Below are 15723 nucleotides of genomic sequence, written 5' to 3' on the forward strand. Positions count from 1 at the left end.
GTCTTAAGGGGTCAGCGCAATGCGCAGCACGGCCAGCACGCATGCCAGCGCGCCCAGCACCGCGAGGAACTTGATCGCCACCAGCAGGACGACTTCCTTCCAGCGGGTATGCACGTAATCCTCGATCACCACCTGCAGGCCGAGCACGGCATGCCAGAACATGGTGAGCACGAACGCGATCAGCAGCAGCGCGTTCCACGGCTTCGCCACCGCCGCATGCGCCGTGGCGTAGTCGGCATGCAGCAGGCACAACACGGTGGCGACGAACCACAGGCCGAGCAGCACCAGCGCCGCGGCGGTCACCCGCTGGGTCCACCAGTGGCCTACGCCTGACTGCGACGAACCCAGGCCGAGGGCCGTCTTCAGCGGATTGCGCCGGTCTTTCATGACGGTGTCCTTCGCGCTCATGCCGCACCTCCGGCCATCAATGCATAAGCCCACACCAGCACGGTGAGCACGATGCTGCCAGCCACCGACAGCCAGCTGGAGCGCACGAACTGGGGAATCGCATAACCGGCACCGGCATCCTGGATCAGGTGACGGATGCCGTTGCACAGGTGATAGAACAGCGCCCAGCTCCAGCCGAGCAACAGCACCAGGCCAAGCGGACTGCCAGTGCAGACCTTGAACTGATTGAAGCTGGCCTCCCCGCCGGCCAGCGAGAGCAACCCCCACAGCACCAGCAAGGTGCCGACGGCCAGGGCGACACCGGTGGCGCGATGCAGGATGGACGTCATCATCTGCACTTGCCACTTGTAGATCTGAAGATGCGGTGAGAGCGGTCGTTGCATGTCTGCCATGGCGGCTATCCTGTGTGGAATCGCTGATGTCCGTGCCGTACCGTTTCCCGAGACCCACTCCGTTGCGACGACGATCGTCGCAACGGTGGCTTCAGAAATCGATACAGCGTCCGTTCTTTTCCCAGTCGCCGTAACGGGTGGGATCGGGAGCCGGTCGCTCCTCCGGAACCTTGTCCTGATTCGGCCGTTCGGAAACGGCCGCTGGCTCCGTCGGAACGGAAGCAGGCGTGGACTTGATGGGGGAGGAGGTCTTGGACATGGTTTTTTGTTAGCCGCAAAAGGTTAATACCTGCGGCAAAGCAGCACAACCTCGACCACGGTCGTACTACTTGTACTCGGGCCACCTGCCCCAACCTAGATTGCCCTATGCCGACACCTTATCCCGCAGAAACCCTGCTGATCGAAGGCACGGACGCCGTCGCGTTTGCACAAGCCCAATTCAGCAGCAAGGTCACATCCCTTGCCACCGGCCAATGGCAATTCAGCGCATGGCTCGATCCACAAGGTCGCGTGCGCGCGCTGTTCCATCTGGCCAGGCTTGCCGACGACCGGCTGCTCCTGCTTCTGCGCGGCGGCAGCGCGGCAGCGATGGTCGATGCGCTGCAACGCTTCGTGTTTCGTTCGAAACTCAGCTTGACGGCCTTGCCGTCGCGCGCGCTGGCCACCGCTCCCGCTCGACTGATGCACGCCATCGCCGGCGACGTGGACACATGGCTGTTCGGCTGCGGCACGTACAGCATGCGGAGCACGACGGCGGATCTCGGCGACGATGCATGGCACCTGTTGCAACTGCGCGAAGGCTGGCCCTGGCTGCCAGAGCAAACACTTGGCGAACTGTTGCCACCTGCGCTCTCGCTGCATCGACTGCAGGCCGTCGCCGTCGACAAAGGCTGCTACCCGGGTCAGGAAATTGTTGCACGACTGCATTATCGCGGCGGCAACAAGCGACACCTGCACCATGTCATTTTGTCGCAAGCAACAGGCGCCGGTGATTCGCTGCGTTCGGATGCGCATGAAGTCGGCCGCGCACTCGATGTCGTCGACACACGTGCCGGCATCGAGGCCTTGATCGTGCTGAATGATGACGTTGCAGCGAAAGCCAGTCATGGACGTCTGAATGGATTGGATGACCATCCGGACATTCACTTCATCAACACATGGTCGGCATGAGTCGTGCTTGTCAACAGCAACAAGATTCGTCATGGCACTTGCCAACGCAAGATGAGCATCAGTTAAACTGCACCACCCCGGCACTTGCCAGCGGACTGATCCGCAACTAGGCTCCGCCGACCGAATATCGCGACATCCGGAACAAGGGGTGTCGATGTACGCGACGAACCGGATGTATCCGAATCGGCGCGACCCGGCAGCAGCATCGCCGGATGGAAGACCGCCTCGCGTCCACGAGTGCGGATGAAGTTGCAGGCAACAGGGCCCATACCGCCCGCATATCGCCACGCAGCACCCAACCCAGGATCGGCACAGACTCCGCCGCTCATACCGCCACAATCCCGTGGCAAAGCGCCCAGCCACAAGTTTCGGCTGCGGCGATCAATCCAGGTGGAACGGCGCCTGCCAGCCCGTCCACCGCAATGGCGCACAAAGCTTGCAACCCGCTTTGCGCGTACAGCACGTTGGAGGCAGATACATGAAACTTTCCATGCTGTTGTGGCTGACTTCACTGATGCCCCAGCCCGTCGCCGACCATGCTTGCCTGGCCACCACGGTGTACCTGGAGGCGCGAAGCGAACCCACCATCGGCCAGTTGGCCGTCGCCGAAGTCGCCCTGCGTCGTCGCGACCGTGGCCAATGGGGCAACACCGTATGCAAGGTGGTGACCGCTCCGCATCAGTTCGCGACCACCACCACACCCGGCTCCTTCGAAGTCGACAATCTGGATTCGTTCAGCAAAGCCTGGGAAATTGCCGGGCGCTCACTGCAGAACTGGCAGCTACCGCTCGCACAGCGTCGCATGTTCGTACCGCATGCCGATCACTTCGCAACGACTGCGATCACTCCGGCATGGTCGCGCAATCGTCCCAGCGTCACGATCGGCGAACATGCATTTTACGCAGTGAACTAACCAACAAAGAAGCCAGCCGCCAAACCAAATAAAAAAGGCCATCATGCGATGGCCTTTTTTATTTGGACGTCCATACATATGGACGTCCATTCAATCACATCATGTCATCGCGCATAGACCAGGCCATCGCGCACCTCGACGTAATCGCCGTTGCGCACTCCTGGATTGTCACGCTGCGTCACCGTGGCGTACTGGCCATTGTCCAACTGGACCACAATCCGCCATCCCGTGCCATTGCCGTCGCTGCGCTGCCCCACCTGATTGCCGACGACACCACCGGCCACCGCACCAACCACGGTGGCGGCCGTACGGCCATCACCCTTGCCCACCGTGCTGCCAAGGACACCGCCAGCCACGGCACCGATGATCGTGCCCAACGCAGTGTTGTTGCTGCCGTTGTTGATATAGACCTGCCGCACGTCCTGCACGACGCCACAGGTCTGGCAGCGACCGTTGCGGCCGCCGTAACCGTTCGGCTGCCCCTGATAACCATAGCCACCATTGCTGCCATAGGGCTGGGTAACGCAGCCCGCGAGCATCAGGCTGCCAACCATCGCCGCCACCAGGGTTAACTTGCGTTTCATTGCACTCATGATCCCGTTCCTTTTGTTGGGTCGACTCAGCGAGCGTCGGATACCGCGGTCACGCCTTCCTGCACCTGTACTCGATCACCCGGATCGTGATCCATACGTACCGTACGGGTCACGCCGTTGTACACGTAGCGCACGTCGTAAGCGACGATCTGGCTGCCAGGATTGTTCACCGTGCTGCACCGACGCTCCACCGATGAGGTCACCTGGGGCTGCTGGTGGCTTGCCTCGATGCGATTGCCGGCATAGCCGCCACCCACCGCTCCGGCCACCGTGGCCAGCGTATTGCCCTTGCCGCCGCCCACCATATGTCCAAGCAGGCCGCCGGCCACGGCACCGATCGCCGTGCCGGCGATCCTGTGCTGATCTTTCGGCGGCGCAGTGTGAGTCACTGTCTGATCGCGACAGACCTGCTGGGGATTGTTCGACGACTCACGCACCGGGTCGACACTGACCACCCTGGCGTACTTGATGCCGTTGTCAGGCGCACCGCTGTCCGTGGCACCCGGTGCACCAGACGATGCAGCCGCATCACTCGCCGTCACTGCCGCACCACTGGAAGTGCCGGCATCCGCATTGCGGTTGCACGCCGCCAGGCTCATCGCGAGCGCTGCTGCAACACCGGCATTGAGGGCGTTGACCATCAACCTGTTCATAACAATCCTATCCTCTGTTTTTATGATGGCGGCAATCCCGGCGAAGCATGCGTCACCGCAATTACCTGCGCCCATTGAACCGCTATGCAACTGAATCAGAGCTAGCTCGCTCCCGTTACATTATCTTCACGTCGAAGTCGCAGAACTCTCGCCCACCGCACGGAACGGCATCATGCCCAAGCTCGTCGACAGTCACGTCCACCTCGACGACGACGCATTCGCTGACGATCGCGAAGCCGTGATCGGGCGCGCACGCGATGCCGGGGTCGAGGCGATGATCGTTCCGGCCGTTGATGCGGCCAGCTGGCCACGCATCAAGACCATGTGTGCGCAGCATCCCGGCCTGTTTGCGGCGTTTGGCCTGCACCCGATGTTTCTGCCCCGGCATGTGCCTGAGCACGTCGACGCGCTGCCTGCATGGCTTGAAGACGGCAGCGCGGTGGCTGTCGGCGAAATCGGCCTGGATTTTCATGTGGCCGGCCTCGACCATGACCGTCAGCGACACTACTTTGCGAGCCAGCTGCAGCTCGCGCGCGAACGGAAACTGCCGGCTATCGTGCATGCGCGCGGCGCGCTGGAAGAGGTGATTCTCACGTTGCGCCGGACCGGCGACCTGCGCGGCGTCGTGCACAGCTTCTCAGGCAGCGAGCAACAGGCGCGGCATTTGTGGGACATGGGCTTTTGCATCGGGATTGGTGGCCCGGTGACCTACGAGCGCGCCCAGCGCCTGCGCCGTATCGTCGCGCGGATGCCGCTCGAGTTCCTGCTGCTGGAAAGCGATGCGCCGGACCAGCCGGACGCCGCCCATCGCGGCCAGCGCAACGAACCGGCCCGCATCACGGAAGTACTGCGCAGCATCGCGATGCTGCGAGACGAATCCGAAGCCGTGATTGCCGCGGCGACCACCGCCAACACCCGTCGCCTGTTCGACCTGGAACGGCGCAGCGACCAGCACAGCCGTCATGTTCCCTGACGCCACTTGCGCACGACGAGCGGCCCTTGCTACATTTTACTTCATCAGTGAAATATGACTTGGTGAAATGGCTCAGCTGACAAACTGCATCGCGATGATGAACGAGGGCATCGAACGGGTGAGCCAGATCATCCCGCAGATGCCTGCCGTCGAGGCGCGGCTGTGCCGGTTGATGCTGATGGTAGGCAGCAGCCTCGAGGAAGAGCTCGAGTTCAAGCTGAAGCCGCACAAGCTCAACCACAGCGACTTCCTCACCCTGATGATCCTGTACAGCCGTCCGGATGGCAGCTCCACGCCGGGTGAACTGTGCGAGTTCGCCACCCAGGGCGCCACCAACATGACACGCATCACCAATGCACTGGTGAAGCGCGGGCTGATCACCCGCGGCGCCAGCGCCGAGGATCGCCGTCGGGTAGTGATCCGCATCACCGCCGCCGGAAAGCGCTTCGTGCAGAAGATGCTGCCGCCGATGTTCCCCCGTGTCAGCGCGATGTTTGCCGGCTTCAGCGAGGCCGACAAACGCAACCTGGGCCGCCTGCTGGGCAAGCTCGCGCACAATCTCGACCAGCTGGATCCGGATACCCAGCCATGAAGGCCACGAAATGAAGAAGGTCCCGATGAAACATCTTCCGCTTCATCGCACCGCCATTGCGACGGCATTGGCCTTGCTGCTCGGCGCCTGCGCGATACCGGCACGGCTGAATCGCCCGAACCTGCGTGACGATGTGCCGCTCGCCGGCTTGCAGGCGCCTGCCCGCGCCGGCTGGCCGGATGCCGATTGGTGGCGCGCCTATGGCGACCCGCAGCTGGACCAGCTGATCGCGATCGCGATGAAGCAGTCGCCGGACCTGGAGCAGGCGCACAGCCGCGTGGTCAATGCCGAGCAATCGGTGCGACTCGCTGCCGCCCAGGCGGGGCTCAACGTGAATGGCAATGCGCAGTTCGAACGTCAGCGCATGAGCAAGAACGGCATCCTCAGCCTGCTGCCGCCGAACATCCCGATCGACCCCTGGTACAACCAGACCGATCTCGGCCTGCAGGCGAAATACACCTTCGACTGGTGGGGCAAGAAGCGCTCGAGCATCGAGGCCGCACTCGATCAGGCGCATGCCGCCGAGGCGCAGCGCAGCGCCGCCGCGTTGACGATCCAGAACGCCGTGGCCGATACCTATTTCGGCTGGCAGGGCGACCAGGCACGCCTGGCGCTCTCCATCCGGCTGGTCGCTGCGCAGGAAAAACTGGTGCGCATCGCCGAGTTGCGCGTGGCGCAGGGCGTGGACCTCGCCGATACCGCGCAGCAGGCCAAGGCACAACTCGCAGCTGCGCGCGAGATGCATGTCGCCCTGCAGGGCTCGGCCGCGATCCGCAGGGTGGCGCTGGCTTCCCTGCTCGGCATTGCGCCGGCCGATCTGCCCGCCTTGCAAGCCCGGCCGCTGCCCGAAGTGGACAGCCGCCTTCCCGCCAGCGCGCGGCTCGACCTGATTGCGCGCCGCCCCGATATCGCCGCCAGCCGCTGGCAGGTCGAAGCGGCGCTGAAACAGACGGATGTGGCGCGCGCGCAGTTCTTCCCGGACATCGGCATCAGTGCGATGGCGGGCCTGTCCAGCCTCGACATGGGCAAACTGCTCGAAGCCGGCAGCCGCACCTTTGCACTGACCCCCGCGCTGCACCTGCCGATCTTCGAAGGCGGTCAGCTGAGGGCCAACTACGGCGTCAGCAAGGCCCAGCTCGCCGCTGCCGTGGCGGAATACAACAGCACCGTGGTCAGTGCCGCACGCGACGTGGCGACCCAGGCACTCACCGCGCAACAGATCGCCGCACGGCGCAGGGAACAGTCCGCGCAGATCATCGCCAACGAACGCCTGCTCGCCACCGCACAGGCGCGTGCCCATCAAGGCGTGCGTGATGCACGCGAAGGCCTCGCTGCGGCAGCGCAGCTGCTGCAGCAGCAAGACGATGCCGCCAGCCTGAAGGCCCAGGCCGTTTCCACGGACCTGGCCCTGATCAAGGCCCTCGGCGGCGGCTACCAGAACACCGGCGGGATCGGCAGCGCCAACCCGACTTCCCCCTCCCCTTCAAATCCGTCCGGAGACGACGCCGATGAGCGCCACTGAGTCCGACAAGACCGCCAACAAGACCGCTGACGACAACGACAGCGGCCTGGCGGCGAAGAACCCGGCCAAGCGCCGCAAGACCTTGTTGATCATGCTGCTGGTGTTTGCGCTGATCGGCATGATCTGGTTCCTGCTGTGGAAGCTGGTGTTTTCCACGCGCGTCACCACCGACAACGCGTACGTGAATGGCAACCAGGTGGCGATCTCGGCCCAGGTGCCGGGCACCGTGGTGGCGATCCTTGCCGACGATACCCAGCACGTCGACGCCGGCCAGGTCCTGGTCAAGCTGGACGACACCGACGCCAGCGTGCGGCTGAGCCAGGCACGCAGCGCGCTGGCACAGGCGGTGCGGCAGGTACGCCAGCAGACCGACTCCGCCAGCGGCAGCGATGCCGCAGTCGCCGCACGGCAGATCGACCTGAAGAAGGCCGAGGCCGATCTCAAGCGGCGCCTGCCGCTGATCGCCCAGCAGGCCGAAGCGCCGGAAACCATCCAGCACCTGCGCGATGCCGTCGATCAGGCACGTGCCGCGCTGACCTCGGCCCAGGCGCAGGCATCGGCCGAACACGCCTCGATCGAAGGTACCGACATCGCCAACAATCCGGCGGTGCTGCAGGCACGCGCGAATTTCCGCGCAGCCTGGGTCGCGGCGCAGCGCAACACGATCTACGCGCCGGTATCCGGCTATGTGGCACAACGCAGTGTGCAGCTGGGCAACAGCGTGCAGCCTGGCCAGCAGCTGATGACCGTGCTGCCGCTGCACGACCTGTGGATCGACGCCAACTTCAAGGAAAACCAGCTGCGCCACGTTCGCATCGGCCAGCCGGCCAGGATCGAGACCGACCTCTATGGCGACAGCGTCGAATACCACGGCAAGGTGATCGGCCTGGGTGCCGGCACCGGCAGCGTGTTCTCGCTGCTGCCCGCGCAGAACGCCACCGGCAACTGGATCAAGGTGGTGCAGCGCGTCCCCGTGCGCATTGCGCTGGACAACCAGGAACTGGACAAGCATCCGCTGCGCATCGGCCTGTCCAGCAATGTCACCGTCGACATCACCGACGACCGCGGCGCCGTGCTGGCACCGCAGGCCGAGCATCCATCCGTGGTGGCCAAAACCACGGTGTACGAGCAGATGGCCAGCCAGGCCGACGCCGAAGCCGATCGGGTGATTCGCGCCAACCTGGGAGCCTCCGGCAACACCGGCGGCAACCACTCGAACTGAGGCCGAGTCCAACCCCATGGCTGCCATTTCCTCCGATGCCGCACCTGCCGATGCCGCTCCCCTGAAGCCGTTGCAGGGCGGCATGCTGGCCCTGATGACCATCGCCGTCGCGTTCAGCACCTTCATGGAGGTGCTGGACATGACCATCGTCAACGTGGCCGTGCCGCATATCGCCGGCAGCCTGGCGGTGAGCCCCAGCGAAGGCACCTGGGCGATCAGCTCGTACTCGATGGCCAGCGCGATCATGCAGCCGCTGACCGGCTGGATCGCCAAGCGCTTCGGCGAAGTGCGCACCTTCGTGTTCTCGGTGATGTTGTTCGTGGTGTTCTCGATGCTGTGCGGCCTGGCCACCAGCATGCCGATGCTGGTGGTGGCCCGCCTGCTGCAGGGCGCCGGCTCCGGCCCGATGGTGGCGCTGGCGCTGTCGCTGTTGCTGGCCAACTATCCCAAGAGCAAGCAGGGCATCGCGCTGGCGCTGTGGGCGATGACCGTGGTGATCGCACCGGTGCTGGGGCCGATCCTCGGCGGCTGGATCACCGACAACTTCACCTGGCCGTGGATCTTCTACATCAACCTGCCGGTCGGTATCGGCGCGGCCATGACCACCTGGTTCCTGCTGCGCAAGCGTGAATCGAAGACGGTGAAGGCGCCGATCGACGCCGTCGGTCTGCTGCTGCTGGTGGCCGGCATCGGCTGCATGCAGTTCATGCTGGACAATGGCAACGACCACGACTGGTTCGCCTCGCCGCTGATCCTCACGCTGGGGCTGATTGCCGTGGTCTGCCTGAGCTTCCTGGTCGCCTGGGAGCTCAATGCAAAACATCCGGTGATCGACCTCACACTTTTCAAGCAGCGCAACTTCACCATCGGCGTCAGCGCCATGTCATTCGGCATGCTGGCGTTCTTCGCGATCAACGTGGTCTCGCCGCTGTGGCTGCAGACCACGCTGGGCTTCACCGCCAGCTGGTCGGGACTCACCAGCGCCTGGGTCGGCGTGCTGGCCTTCCTGCTGTCGCCGGTGGTCGGCAGCATGCTGGGCAAGTTCGACCTGCGCGCGATGATCACGATGGCCTTCGTGATACTCGCCGGCACCTCGTTCTGGCTGTCCACCTTCGACAGCAGCGCCTCGTACGGCAGCATGGTGTGGCCACGGCTGGTGATGGGCCTGGGCATCCCGCTGTTTTTCATTCCGTTGAACCAGATCTATCTTTCCGGCCTGCCGGCGGATCAGATCGCCAGTGCCTCGGGCCTGGCCAATTTCTTCCGCACGCTCGGCTCCAGCGTTTCCACCGCCGCGACGGTGACGCTGTGGCAGCACCGCACCGAGTTCCACCACGCTTCACTGACCGAAAACATCACCGCAGCCGCTCCCGCGGCGAGCGGGTTCCTGCAGCATTTGCAGGCGGCGGGGCTGGCCGGCCAGCGTGGCCTGGCGGTGGTCGATCAGTTGCTCAGCCGGGAGGCGGCCACGCTGGCGGTCAACGACGTGTTCTGGCTGTGCTCGGTGATCTTCATCTGCATGATCCCGCTGCTGTGGCTGGCCAAGCCGCCGTTCGGCAGCGCCGGTGGCGCGGTGGGTCATTAGGTACAAACTGAAATTGCTGCAGCTTCCAGCTGCAGCATGGATACCCGGCCACGGCTGGTGCGGCGCAATATCTTCTGCTAGCGTTCGCCGCATGGCACAAACTAAACGCACCATCAAGAAGTATCCGAACCGGCGTCTCTACGACACGGAAATCTCCAGCTACATCACGCTGGAGGAAGTCCGCCAGCTGGTGCTGGACAACGAGGATTTCGAGGTCCGCGATGCCAAGACCGGCGAGGACCTGACCCGCTCTGTCCTGCTGCAGATCATCTCCGAGCACGAGGACAAGGGGCAGCCCATGCTGTCGCCGCAGCTGCTCAGTCAGATCATCCGCTTCTACGGCGATTCGCTGCAAGGCTTCATGGGCCCCTATCTGGAGCGCAGCCTGCAGGTGTTCCTGGATCAGCAGACCCAGTTCCGCAGCCAGCTCAACAGCCTGATGGGGCAGACCCCGTGGAACACGCTGAATGACCTGACCGAGCGCAACATGGCGGCCTTCCAGGCGATGCAGCGGGGGCTGATCGATACTGCCGCCAAGGTCATGCCGACGCCGGGCGCCGGCGGTCGCGGCAGCAAGAAGCCCGGCTGAGTCCAGCCCGCGCGACGGCGCGTACTCGCGCGCCGCTCGCTTGTTGCATTACAGGTCGAGCGCTGCAGTACAGCATGTGCTGCCTTGCCGCATGATCGAAACCTAAGGGGACGCAAGACACATGAGCGAAGTCGCTCTCCCAAAGCGTGTGGCGGTGGTCACCGGCGGCATCGGAGGACTCGGCACCGCCATCTGTCGCCAACTGCTGCAGGCGGGCCGCAAGGTGATTGCGGTGGACCTGGCTGCACGCGATGAGCGCATCGCGGCATTCCGCCAGGAACTGGCCGGTTTCGATGGCGCAATCAGCTTCGAGGCCGCTGACGTCAGCGACTTCGACAGCTGCCAGCAACTGACCACGCGCATCGAACAGCAACACGGCGGCGTCGACGTGCTGGTCAACGCCGCCGGCATCACCCGCGACGCCAGCCTGCGCAAGATGTCGCCGCAGCAATGGCACGAGCTGATGCGGGTGAATCTCGACGGCGTGTTCAACATGTGCCGCAACGTGGTCGACGGCATGACCACGCGCGGTTTCGGCCGCATCGTCAACATCAGTTCGGTGAATGGCCAGACCGGCCAGTTCGGCCAGACCAACTACTCCGCCGCCAAGGCCGGCGTGCACGGCTTCAGCATGGCGCTGGCACGTGAGACCGCACGCAAGGGCGTCACCGTGAACACGGTCTCGCCGGGCTATTGCGATACCCCGATGGTCGCCGCCGTCTCCGCCGAGATCCGCGCGCAGATCATCGCCGACATCCCGGTCGGCCGCCTCGGCGCACCAGCCGACATCGCCCGCGCGGTGAACTTTCTCGCCGATGATGCCGCCGGCTACATCACCGGCGCCAACCTGCCGGTCAACGGCGGCTACTTCATGAGCTTCTGAGCCTCGGTGCGGAAATGGCAGCGGTCGTCATGCGCTGGCATTTGATGTTTGCTGTACACCAAGCATGTCTCGAATTACTTGCAGCTGAGTGCCTTGACGACCCCACCAGGACCGTAAGTCAGCTGACATTCCTTATATAGGAGGCGGGCAGTCGCCGCACGAGAGAGATGCCTGTATCCAGATATCTGCACGCCAGCCAGACAGGTTCCGCGCCTGATCCAAGGCGCCATTGGGCAATGCGCTCCCTGCCTTTCGTTGCGATGTCGCGCGCAGGAGCGATGCTCTGGTTTTCCTTGGGATCACCATCGAAGAACGTCACTCCTGCAAGATAGCGAACCGGCGCATACGATTGCATGGCCCATCCTTCAGGCGGTGGCTGATGCAGCGCCTCCGCGACTGAAATCGATTCAGGACATGATACGTTTTCAGCGAAAAGCTGGCTTGCCCAGACAATGGACAGGCATAGCAGCGTGATCGCGCGAAGAGAGGCCATGCTCACCATTCGATCACCGGGAAGGCGTTTCCATCATTGCTCCAGCCAGGTCGATGCGGCTGCCACGGAATCGTGCGTGGAAGCACCTTGCCTTGTGCCCCCCACTGATCCAGAACATGGATACCTCACGCACTCCGTATTCCCTTGGCTATTGGCAAAAACCCTGCCGCCATAAGACTCCGGCCTTTGCAAGACATGAGGCATATCCATTCCTTTGGATAAATGAAGTTGTGATATCCACACAGGCAAACCGTTGCCAAAGCGCAATGTGCCGCTACAGGTAAGCAAAGGCCGCGATGCGGAACAGGGCACATTTGACCTGATTCATCTGGACCGCCCAAAAGGCGACATCCAATATCCGCAAAGACAACCAGGCAGGTCGCGCTTCTTCCATGTGCGAGACCGTCAGCGCTTGTCACGATCGTCGCCGCCAAGAGCAAGCGGCAAGTCCATCGGACAGCATCGTTCTCAGGAGTCGAGAAACGCCGCATGGGATTGCAGTCTCTCGCCGCTTGCGGAACAGTGGGCAGACTCACTCGACGGATCGCAGCATGGCGCAGCAACCCATCACCCTCATCGGCGGCGGCCTGGTCGGCGCATTGTTGGCGCAACAACTGGCGCAACGCGGCTTTGCGGTCGAGGTTTACGAGAAGCGCGCAGACCCGCGCGTGGCTGGTTTCATGGGCGGCCGATCGATCAACCTGGCACTGGCCGAACGCGGCTTGCAGGCCCTGCGCACAGCTGGTCTGGCTGACGACGTGCTGGAGCGTGCGGTGATGATGCGCGGTCGCATGGTGCATACCCGCGACGGCGACAGCGGACTGCAACGCTATGGGGTCGACGACAGCGAGGTGATCTGGTCGGTGTCTCGCGGCGCCCTGAACATGCTGCTGCTGGATGCTGCCGAGGCGGCTGGGGTGCGGTTCCATTTCGGGCAGTCGCTGGTCGGTGCCGATTTCGATGCCCGGCGCATCCGGCTGGCCGATGACGCGGGCGTGCAACACGAACTGCAGGTCGGCATGCTGATCGGTGCCGACGGCGCCGGCTCGGCGGTACGCGCCGCGATGAACGTCCACATGCCGCTGGGTGAGCGCATCGAGTCGCTCGGCCACGGCTACAAGGAGCTGGAAATTCCTCCCGCAGGCGAACTGCCTGCGGCCGTGCTGCAGCTCAGCGGTGGCCGCGACCAGTTCGCGCTGGAACCGCATGCGTTGCATATCTGGCCGCGTGGCGGCTACATGTGCATCGCGCTGCCGAATACCGAGGGCAGCTTCACCGTCACCCTGTTCCTGCCTGCGCAAGGGGCGGCGCCAAGCTTCGCCACGCTGCCCGATGCAACCGCTGCCGCCACCTTTTTCAGCGAACAGTTTCCGGGCCTGCTGTCGCTGATCCCGAATTTCCACGAGGACTACGACAGCCATCCGGTCGGCACCCTGTCCACGCTGTACCTGGACCGCTGGCATCTGGACGGTCGCGCCCTGCTGATCGGCGACGCCGCCCACGCGATCGTGCCGTTCCACGGCCAGGGCATGAACTGCGGATTCGAGGACACCGTGGTGCTGGCGAACCTGCTGGCTGCCGCACCGGACGACGGCGCCGAGGTCTTCGCCGAATTCCAGCGCGTGCGCCAGCCGAACGCGAACGCGATCGCCGCGATGGCGCTGGAAAACTACATCGAGATGCGCGACTCGGTGGCCGATCCTCACTACCTGGCCAAGCGCGAACTCGGCGCGCTGCTGGCCACCCGCATTCCCGCCCACTACATGGCGCGCTACCGCATGGTGACCTTCACCCATCTTCCCTATGCGTATGCGCTGGAACGTGGTCGTGCGCAGGACCGTTTGCTGGAGCAGCTGCTGCGCGAGAACCCGAACGTGGCGACCATCGACATCGACGCCGCTGCCCAGCTGTTCCTGACTACGCTGGCCCCGCTACCGGCGCTGCGCCATGGATGAGGCCCTGCTGGAAGCGTTCCGCTCCACGACCTACCACGTCTGCATCGACACGGTGAACTGGGCAACCCTGCGGATCGACCTGCCGTTGCCGGTCGCGCTTGCCGGCGTGGTCGGCATGCACTCGTGGGCGTTCATCACCGCCTGGAATCCACAGGCGCGACGACGCCCGCCGGCAGAGAACCTGGCCGCCCAGCGCGAGCTGCTGGCGGCTCTGCAGGCGCAGCCTGGCACCGTCGTGCTGCCCGCCATCGGCGTGGGCAGCAGCGGCTGGAGCGAACCCAGCCTGTTCGCCATCGGTCCGGACGTCGTCACGCTCGACCAGCTGGCCAGGGTGCACAAACAACTGGCTTACGTGCATGGCGAGGCCGCCGGCGCGGCTCTTCTGCGCGTCCTGGACTGAGTCTTCAGCGGCAGTGCGCCGCATGGACAAGCACCCACGGCATTGCGGACAATCGAGGCAATGACTGCCGCAAACACCGCCGTGCCCCTGCTCGAAGCGCGGGCCTTGAGCTTTCTTCGCCAGGACGAACCGGTGTTCGCGCCGCTGGATTTCCACCTGCATGCGGGCGAACTGGCGCTGGTCGAGGGTGACAACGGCAGCGGCAAGACCACCTTGCTGCGCATCCTCGCCGGCCTGCTGCATGTCGGCGAGGGCGAGCTGCGCTGGCGCGGCGAACCGATGCAGCGCGACACCTGCGCTGGCGAGATCCTGTTCCTCGGCCATCAGCTCGGCCTCAAGGCCGACCTCAGTCCACGCGAGAACCTGCAGATCGCCGCCGGCCTGTTCGGTTGCCGCGACGGTGTAAGCGTGGCGACGGCGCTGGAGGAGGTCGGCCTGCGCGGCTACGAGGACGAGCCGGTGCGCCGACTGTCCGCAGGCCAGAAGAAGCGCGCCGCACTCGCGCGCTTGCTGCTGTTGCCGGCCACCCTGTGGCTGCTCGACGAGCCCTATGCCAACCTCGACCGCATCGGCATCGCCCTGGTCAATCAACTGCTGGAAACGCATACCGCCGCCGGCGGTGCCGCGCTGGTCACCAGCCATGGCGCGGTGGGTTTCCATGGCGGCGAACCGCGGCATATCCGGATGCATGCATGAAGCGTCCAGGCCTCGCCACCGCCTGCACCGCGATGCTGCGGCGCGACCTCACCCTGGCCTGGCGCCGGCGCGGCGATATCGCGATGCCGGTGCTGTATGCGCTGATCGTGACGATGCTGTTCCCGTTTGCGCTGGGGCCGGAGGACACCTTGCTGCAGCGGATCGCCGGCGGCGTGGTGCTGGTCACCGTGCTGCTGGCGATGCTGCTGGCGCTGGATGCGATGTTCTCCAGCGATATCGAGGACGGCTCGCTGGAGCAACTGGTGCTGGCACCGCAGCCGCTGGCGCTGATGCTGGGCATGAAGATCCTCGCCCACTGGCTCACCACCGCATTGCCGCTGATCGTGATCGCACCCTTGTTGGCCGCGATGCTGCACCTGCCCGGCGCGGTGATTCCGGTGCTGTTGCTGGCCCTGCTGCTGGCCACGCCGCTGCTCAGTCTGCTGGGCGCCGTGCTAGTGGCGCTCACGGCCGGGACCCGGCGCTCTGGTATGCTGTTGGCCTTGATGCTGCTGCCTCTGTGCATGCCTGCCGTGATCTTTGCCGCTGGCGCCGTGGCAGCCGCCCAACAGGGGCTGCCGTGGCTCGCGCCGATCGCCTGGCTCGCAGCCGCCTTGGTGCTGGCCGTGGTGCTGGCGCCGCTGGCCTGCGCGGCGGCCCTTCGTATTGCCCTGGATGCCTGAC

At 64.5% G+C, this 15723-nt stretch carries 19 protein-coding genes; 13 read left to right on the top strand and 6 right to left on the bottom strand.

Translation table 11 applies throughout. The features are described 5' to 3' along the window. Positions 1–3: 3 nt before the first annotated feature. From sdhD to B0E46_RS05330, 3 genes are all read right to left on the bottom strand, one after another. The gene (sdhD, locus tag B0E46_RS05320) at positions 4–387 is read right to left on the bottom strand and encodes a succinate dehydrogenase, hydrophobic membrane anchor protein (RefSeq protein WP_139350449.1); all 384 of its coding nucleotides are present in this window, start codon (positions 385–387) and stop codon (positions 4–6) included. Positions 388–404: 17 nt separating this feature from the next. Then, positions 405–800 (bottom strand): succinate dehydrogenase, cytochrome b556 subunit, encoded by a 396-nt coding sequence (sdhC, locus tag B0E46_RS05325; RefSeq protein WP_077554743.1) that lies wholly within the window; start codon positions 798–800, stop codon positions 405–407. A gap of 91 nt (positions 801–891) precedes the next feature. Further along, the gene (locus tag B0E46_RS05330; RefSeq protein ID WP_077554744.1) at positions 892–1059 is read right to left on the bottom strand and encodes a DUF1674 domain-containing protein; all 168 of its coding nucleotides are present in this window, start codon (positions 1057–1059) and stop codon (positions 892–894) included. 107 nt (positions 1060–1166) lie between these two features. Here B0E46_RS05330 and B0E46_RS05335 point away from each other — a divergent pair, with 107 nt between their 5' ends. Both B0E46_RS05335 and B0E46_RS05340 read left to right on the top strand, forming a co-directional pair. Beyond that, positions 1167–1970 (top strand): folate-binding protein YgfZ, encoded by an 804-nt coding sequence (locus tag B0E46_RS05335; protein WP_077554745.1) that lies wholly within the window; start codon positions 1167–1169, stop codon positions 1968–1970. 478 nt (positions 1971–2448) lie between these two features. Beyond that, positions 2449–2883: a cell wall hydrolase gene (locus tag B0E46_RS05340; protein WP_254425053.1), complete on the top strand. Its 435-nt coding sequence runs from the start codon at positions 2449–2451 to the stop codon at positions 2881–2883. A gap of 104 nt (positions 2884–2987) precedes the next feature. Here the strand turns inward: B0E46_RS05340 and B0E46_RS05345 are convergent, their stop codons facing one another. Together B0E46_RS05345 and B0E46_RS05350 are read right to left on the bottom strand one after the other, a co-directional pair. Next, the gene (locus B0E46_RS05345) at positions 2988–3476 is read right to left on the bottom strand and encodes a glycine zipper 2TM domain-containing protein (protein ID WP_077554747.1); all 489 of its coding nucleotides are present in this window, start codon (positions 3474–3476) and stop codon (positions 2988–2990) included. Between the two features lie 26 nt (positions 3477–3502). Then, complete coding sequence (locus tag B0E46_RS05350; RefSeq protein WP_077554748.1) at positions 3503–4129, bottom strand: glycine zipper 2TM domain-containing protein; 627 nt, start codon at positions 4127–4129, stop codon at positions 3503–3505. Positions 4130–4301: 172 nt separating this feature from the next. Here B0E46_RS05350 and B0E46_RS05355 point away from each other — a divergent pair, with 172 nt between their 5' ends. The 7 genes from B0E46_RS05355 to phbB all read left to right on the top strand — a co-directional run bounded on the left by B0E46_RS05355 (position 4302) and on the right by phbB (position 11495). Next, entirely contained in the window at positions 4302–5102 is an 801-nt protein-coding gene (locus B0E46_RS05355) for a TatD family hydrolase (protein WP_077554749.1), read from the top strand. Between the two features lie 67 nt (positions 5103–5169). After that, on the top strand, positions 5170–5694 hold the full coding sequence (locus tag B0E46_RS05360) for a MarR family transcriptional regulator (protein WP_077554750.1): 525 nt from the start codon (positions 5170–5172) through the stop codon (positions 5692–5694). 25 nt (positions 5695–5719) lie between these two features. Then, positions 5720–7216 carry an efflux transporter outer membrane subunit gene (locus B0E46_RS05365; protein ID WP_077554983.1) on the top strand — a complete coding sequence of 499 codons (1497 nt, stop codon included), beginning with the start codon at positions 5720–5722 and terminating at the stop codon, positions 7214–7216. Further along, the gene (locus B0E46_RS05370) at positions 7203–8438 is read left to right on the top strand and encodes an efflux RND transporter periplasmic adaptor subunit (RefSeq protein WP_077554751.1); all 1236 of its coding nucleotides are present in this window, start codon (positions 7203–7205) and stop codon (positions 8436–8438) included. The genes B0E46_RS05365 and B0E46_RS05370 overlap by 14 nt, the downstream gene beginning before the upstream one ends. 16 nt (positions 8439–8454) lie before the next feature. Further along, complete coding sequence (locus B0E46_RS05375) at positions 8455–10023, top strand: DHA2 family efflux MFS transporter permease subunit (protein WP_077554752.1); 1569 nt, start codon at positions 8455–8457, stop codon at positions 10021–10023. A gap of 91 nt (positions 10024–10114) precedes the next feature. Then, positions 10115–10612 carry a polyhydroxyalkanoate synthesis repressor PhaR gene (gene phaR / locus B0E46_RS05380; RefSeq protein ID WP_077554753.1) on the top strand — a complete coding sequence of 166 codons (498 nt, stop codon included), beginning with the start codon at positions 10115–10117 and terminating at the stop codon, positions 10610–10612. Between the two features lie 121 nt (positions 10613–10733). Further along, positions 10734–11495, top strand: a complete 762-nt coding sequence (gene phbB, locus B0E46_RS05385; protein WP_077554754.1) for an acetoacetyl-CoA reductase — start codon at positions 10734–10736, stop codon at positions 11493–11495. A 118-nt stretch (positions 11496–11613) separates the two neighbouring features. On the opposite strand, the gene B0E46_RS17250 is transcribed toward phbB, so the two are convergent. Further along, positions 11614–11988, bottom strand: a complete 375-nt coding sequence (locus tag B0E46_RS17250; protein ID WP_139350436.1) for an STY0301 family protein — start codon at positions 11986–11988, stop codon at positions 11614–11616. 551 nt (positions 11989–12539) lie between these two features. On the opposite strand from B0E46_RS17250, the gene B0E46_RS05390 reads away from it, so the two are divergent. From B0E46_RS05390 to ccmB, 4 genes are read left to right on the top strand one after another with little or no spacing between them, the layout of a single operon-like run. Continuing rightward, positions 12540–13943, top strand: a complete 1404-nt coding sequence (locus B0E46_RS05390) for an NAD(P)/FAD-dependent oxidoreductase (RefSeq protein WP_077554755.1) — start codon at positions 12540–12542, stop codon at positions 13941–13943. Continuing rightward, positions 13936–14343 carry a DUF3293 domain-containing protein gene (locus B0E46_RS05395; protein WP_077554756.1) on the top strand — a complete coding sequence of 136 codons (408 nt, stop codon included), beginning with the start codon at positions 13936–13938 and terminating at the stop codon, positions 14341–14343. The genes B0E46_RS05390 and B0E46_RS05395 overlap by 8 nt, the downstream gene beginning before the upstream one ends. Positions 14344–14403: 60 nt before the next feature. Further along, on the top strand, positions 14404–15039 hold the full coding sequence (gene ccmA / locus B0E46_RS05400; protein WP_077554757.1) for a cytochrome c biogenesis heme-transporting ATPase CcmA: 636 nt from the start codon (positions 14404–14406) through the stop codon (positions 15037–15039). Then, entirely contained in the window at positions 15036–15722 is a 687-nt protein-coding gene (ccmB, locus tag B0E46_RS05405; RefSeq protein WP_077554758.1) for a heme exporter protein CcmB, read from the top strand. The genes ccmA and ccmB overlap by 4 nt, the downstream gene beginning before the upstream one ends. The last annotated feature ends 1 nt before the right edge of the window (position 15723 follow it).

The sequence above is a fragment of the Rhodanobacter sp. B04 genome (assembly GCF_002001125.1).
GTDB lineage: Bacteria > Pseudomonadota > Gammaproteobacteria > Xanthomonadales > Rhodanobacteraceae > Rhodanobacter.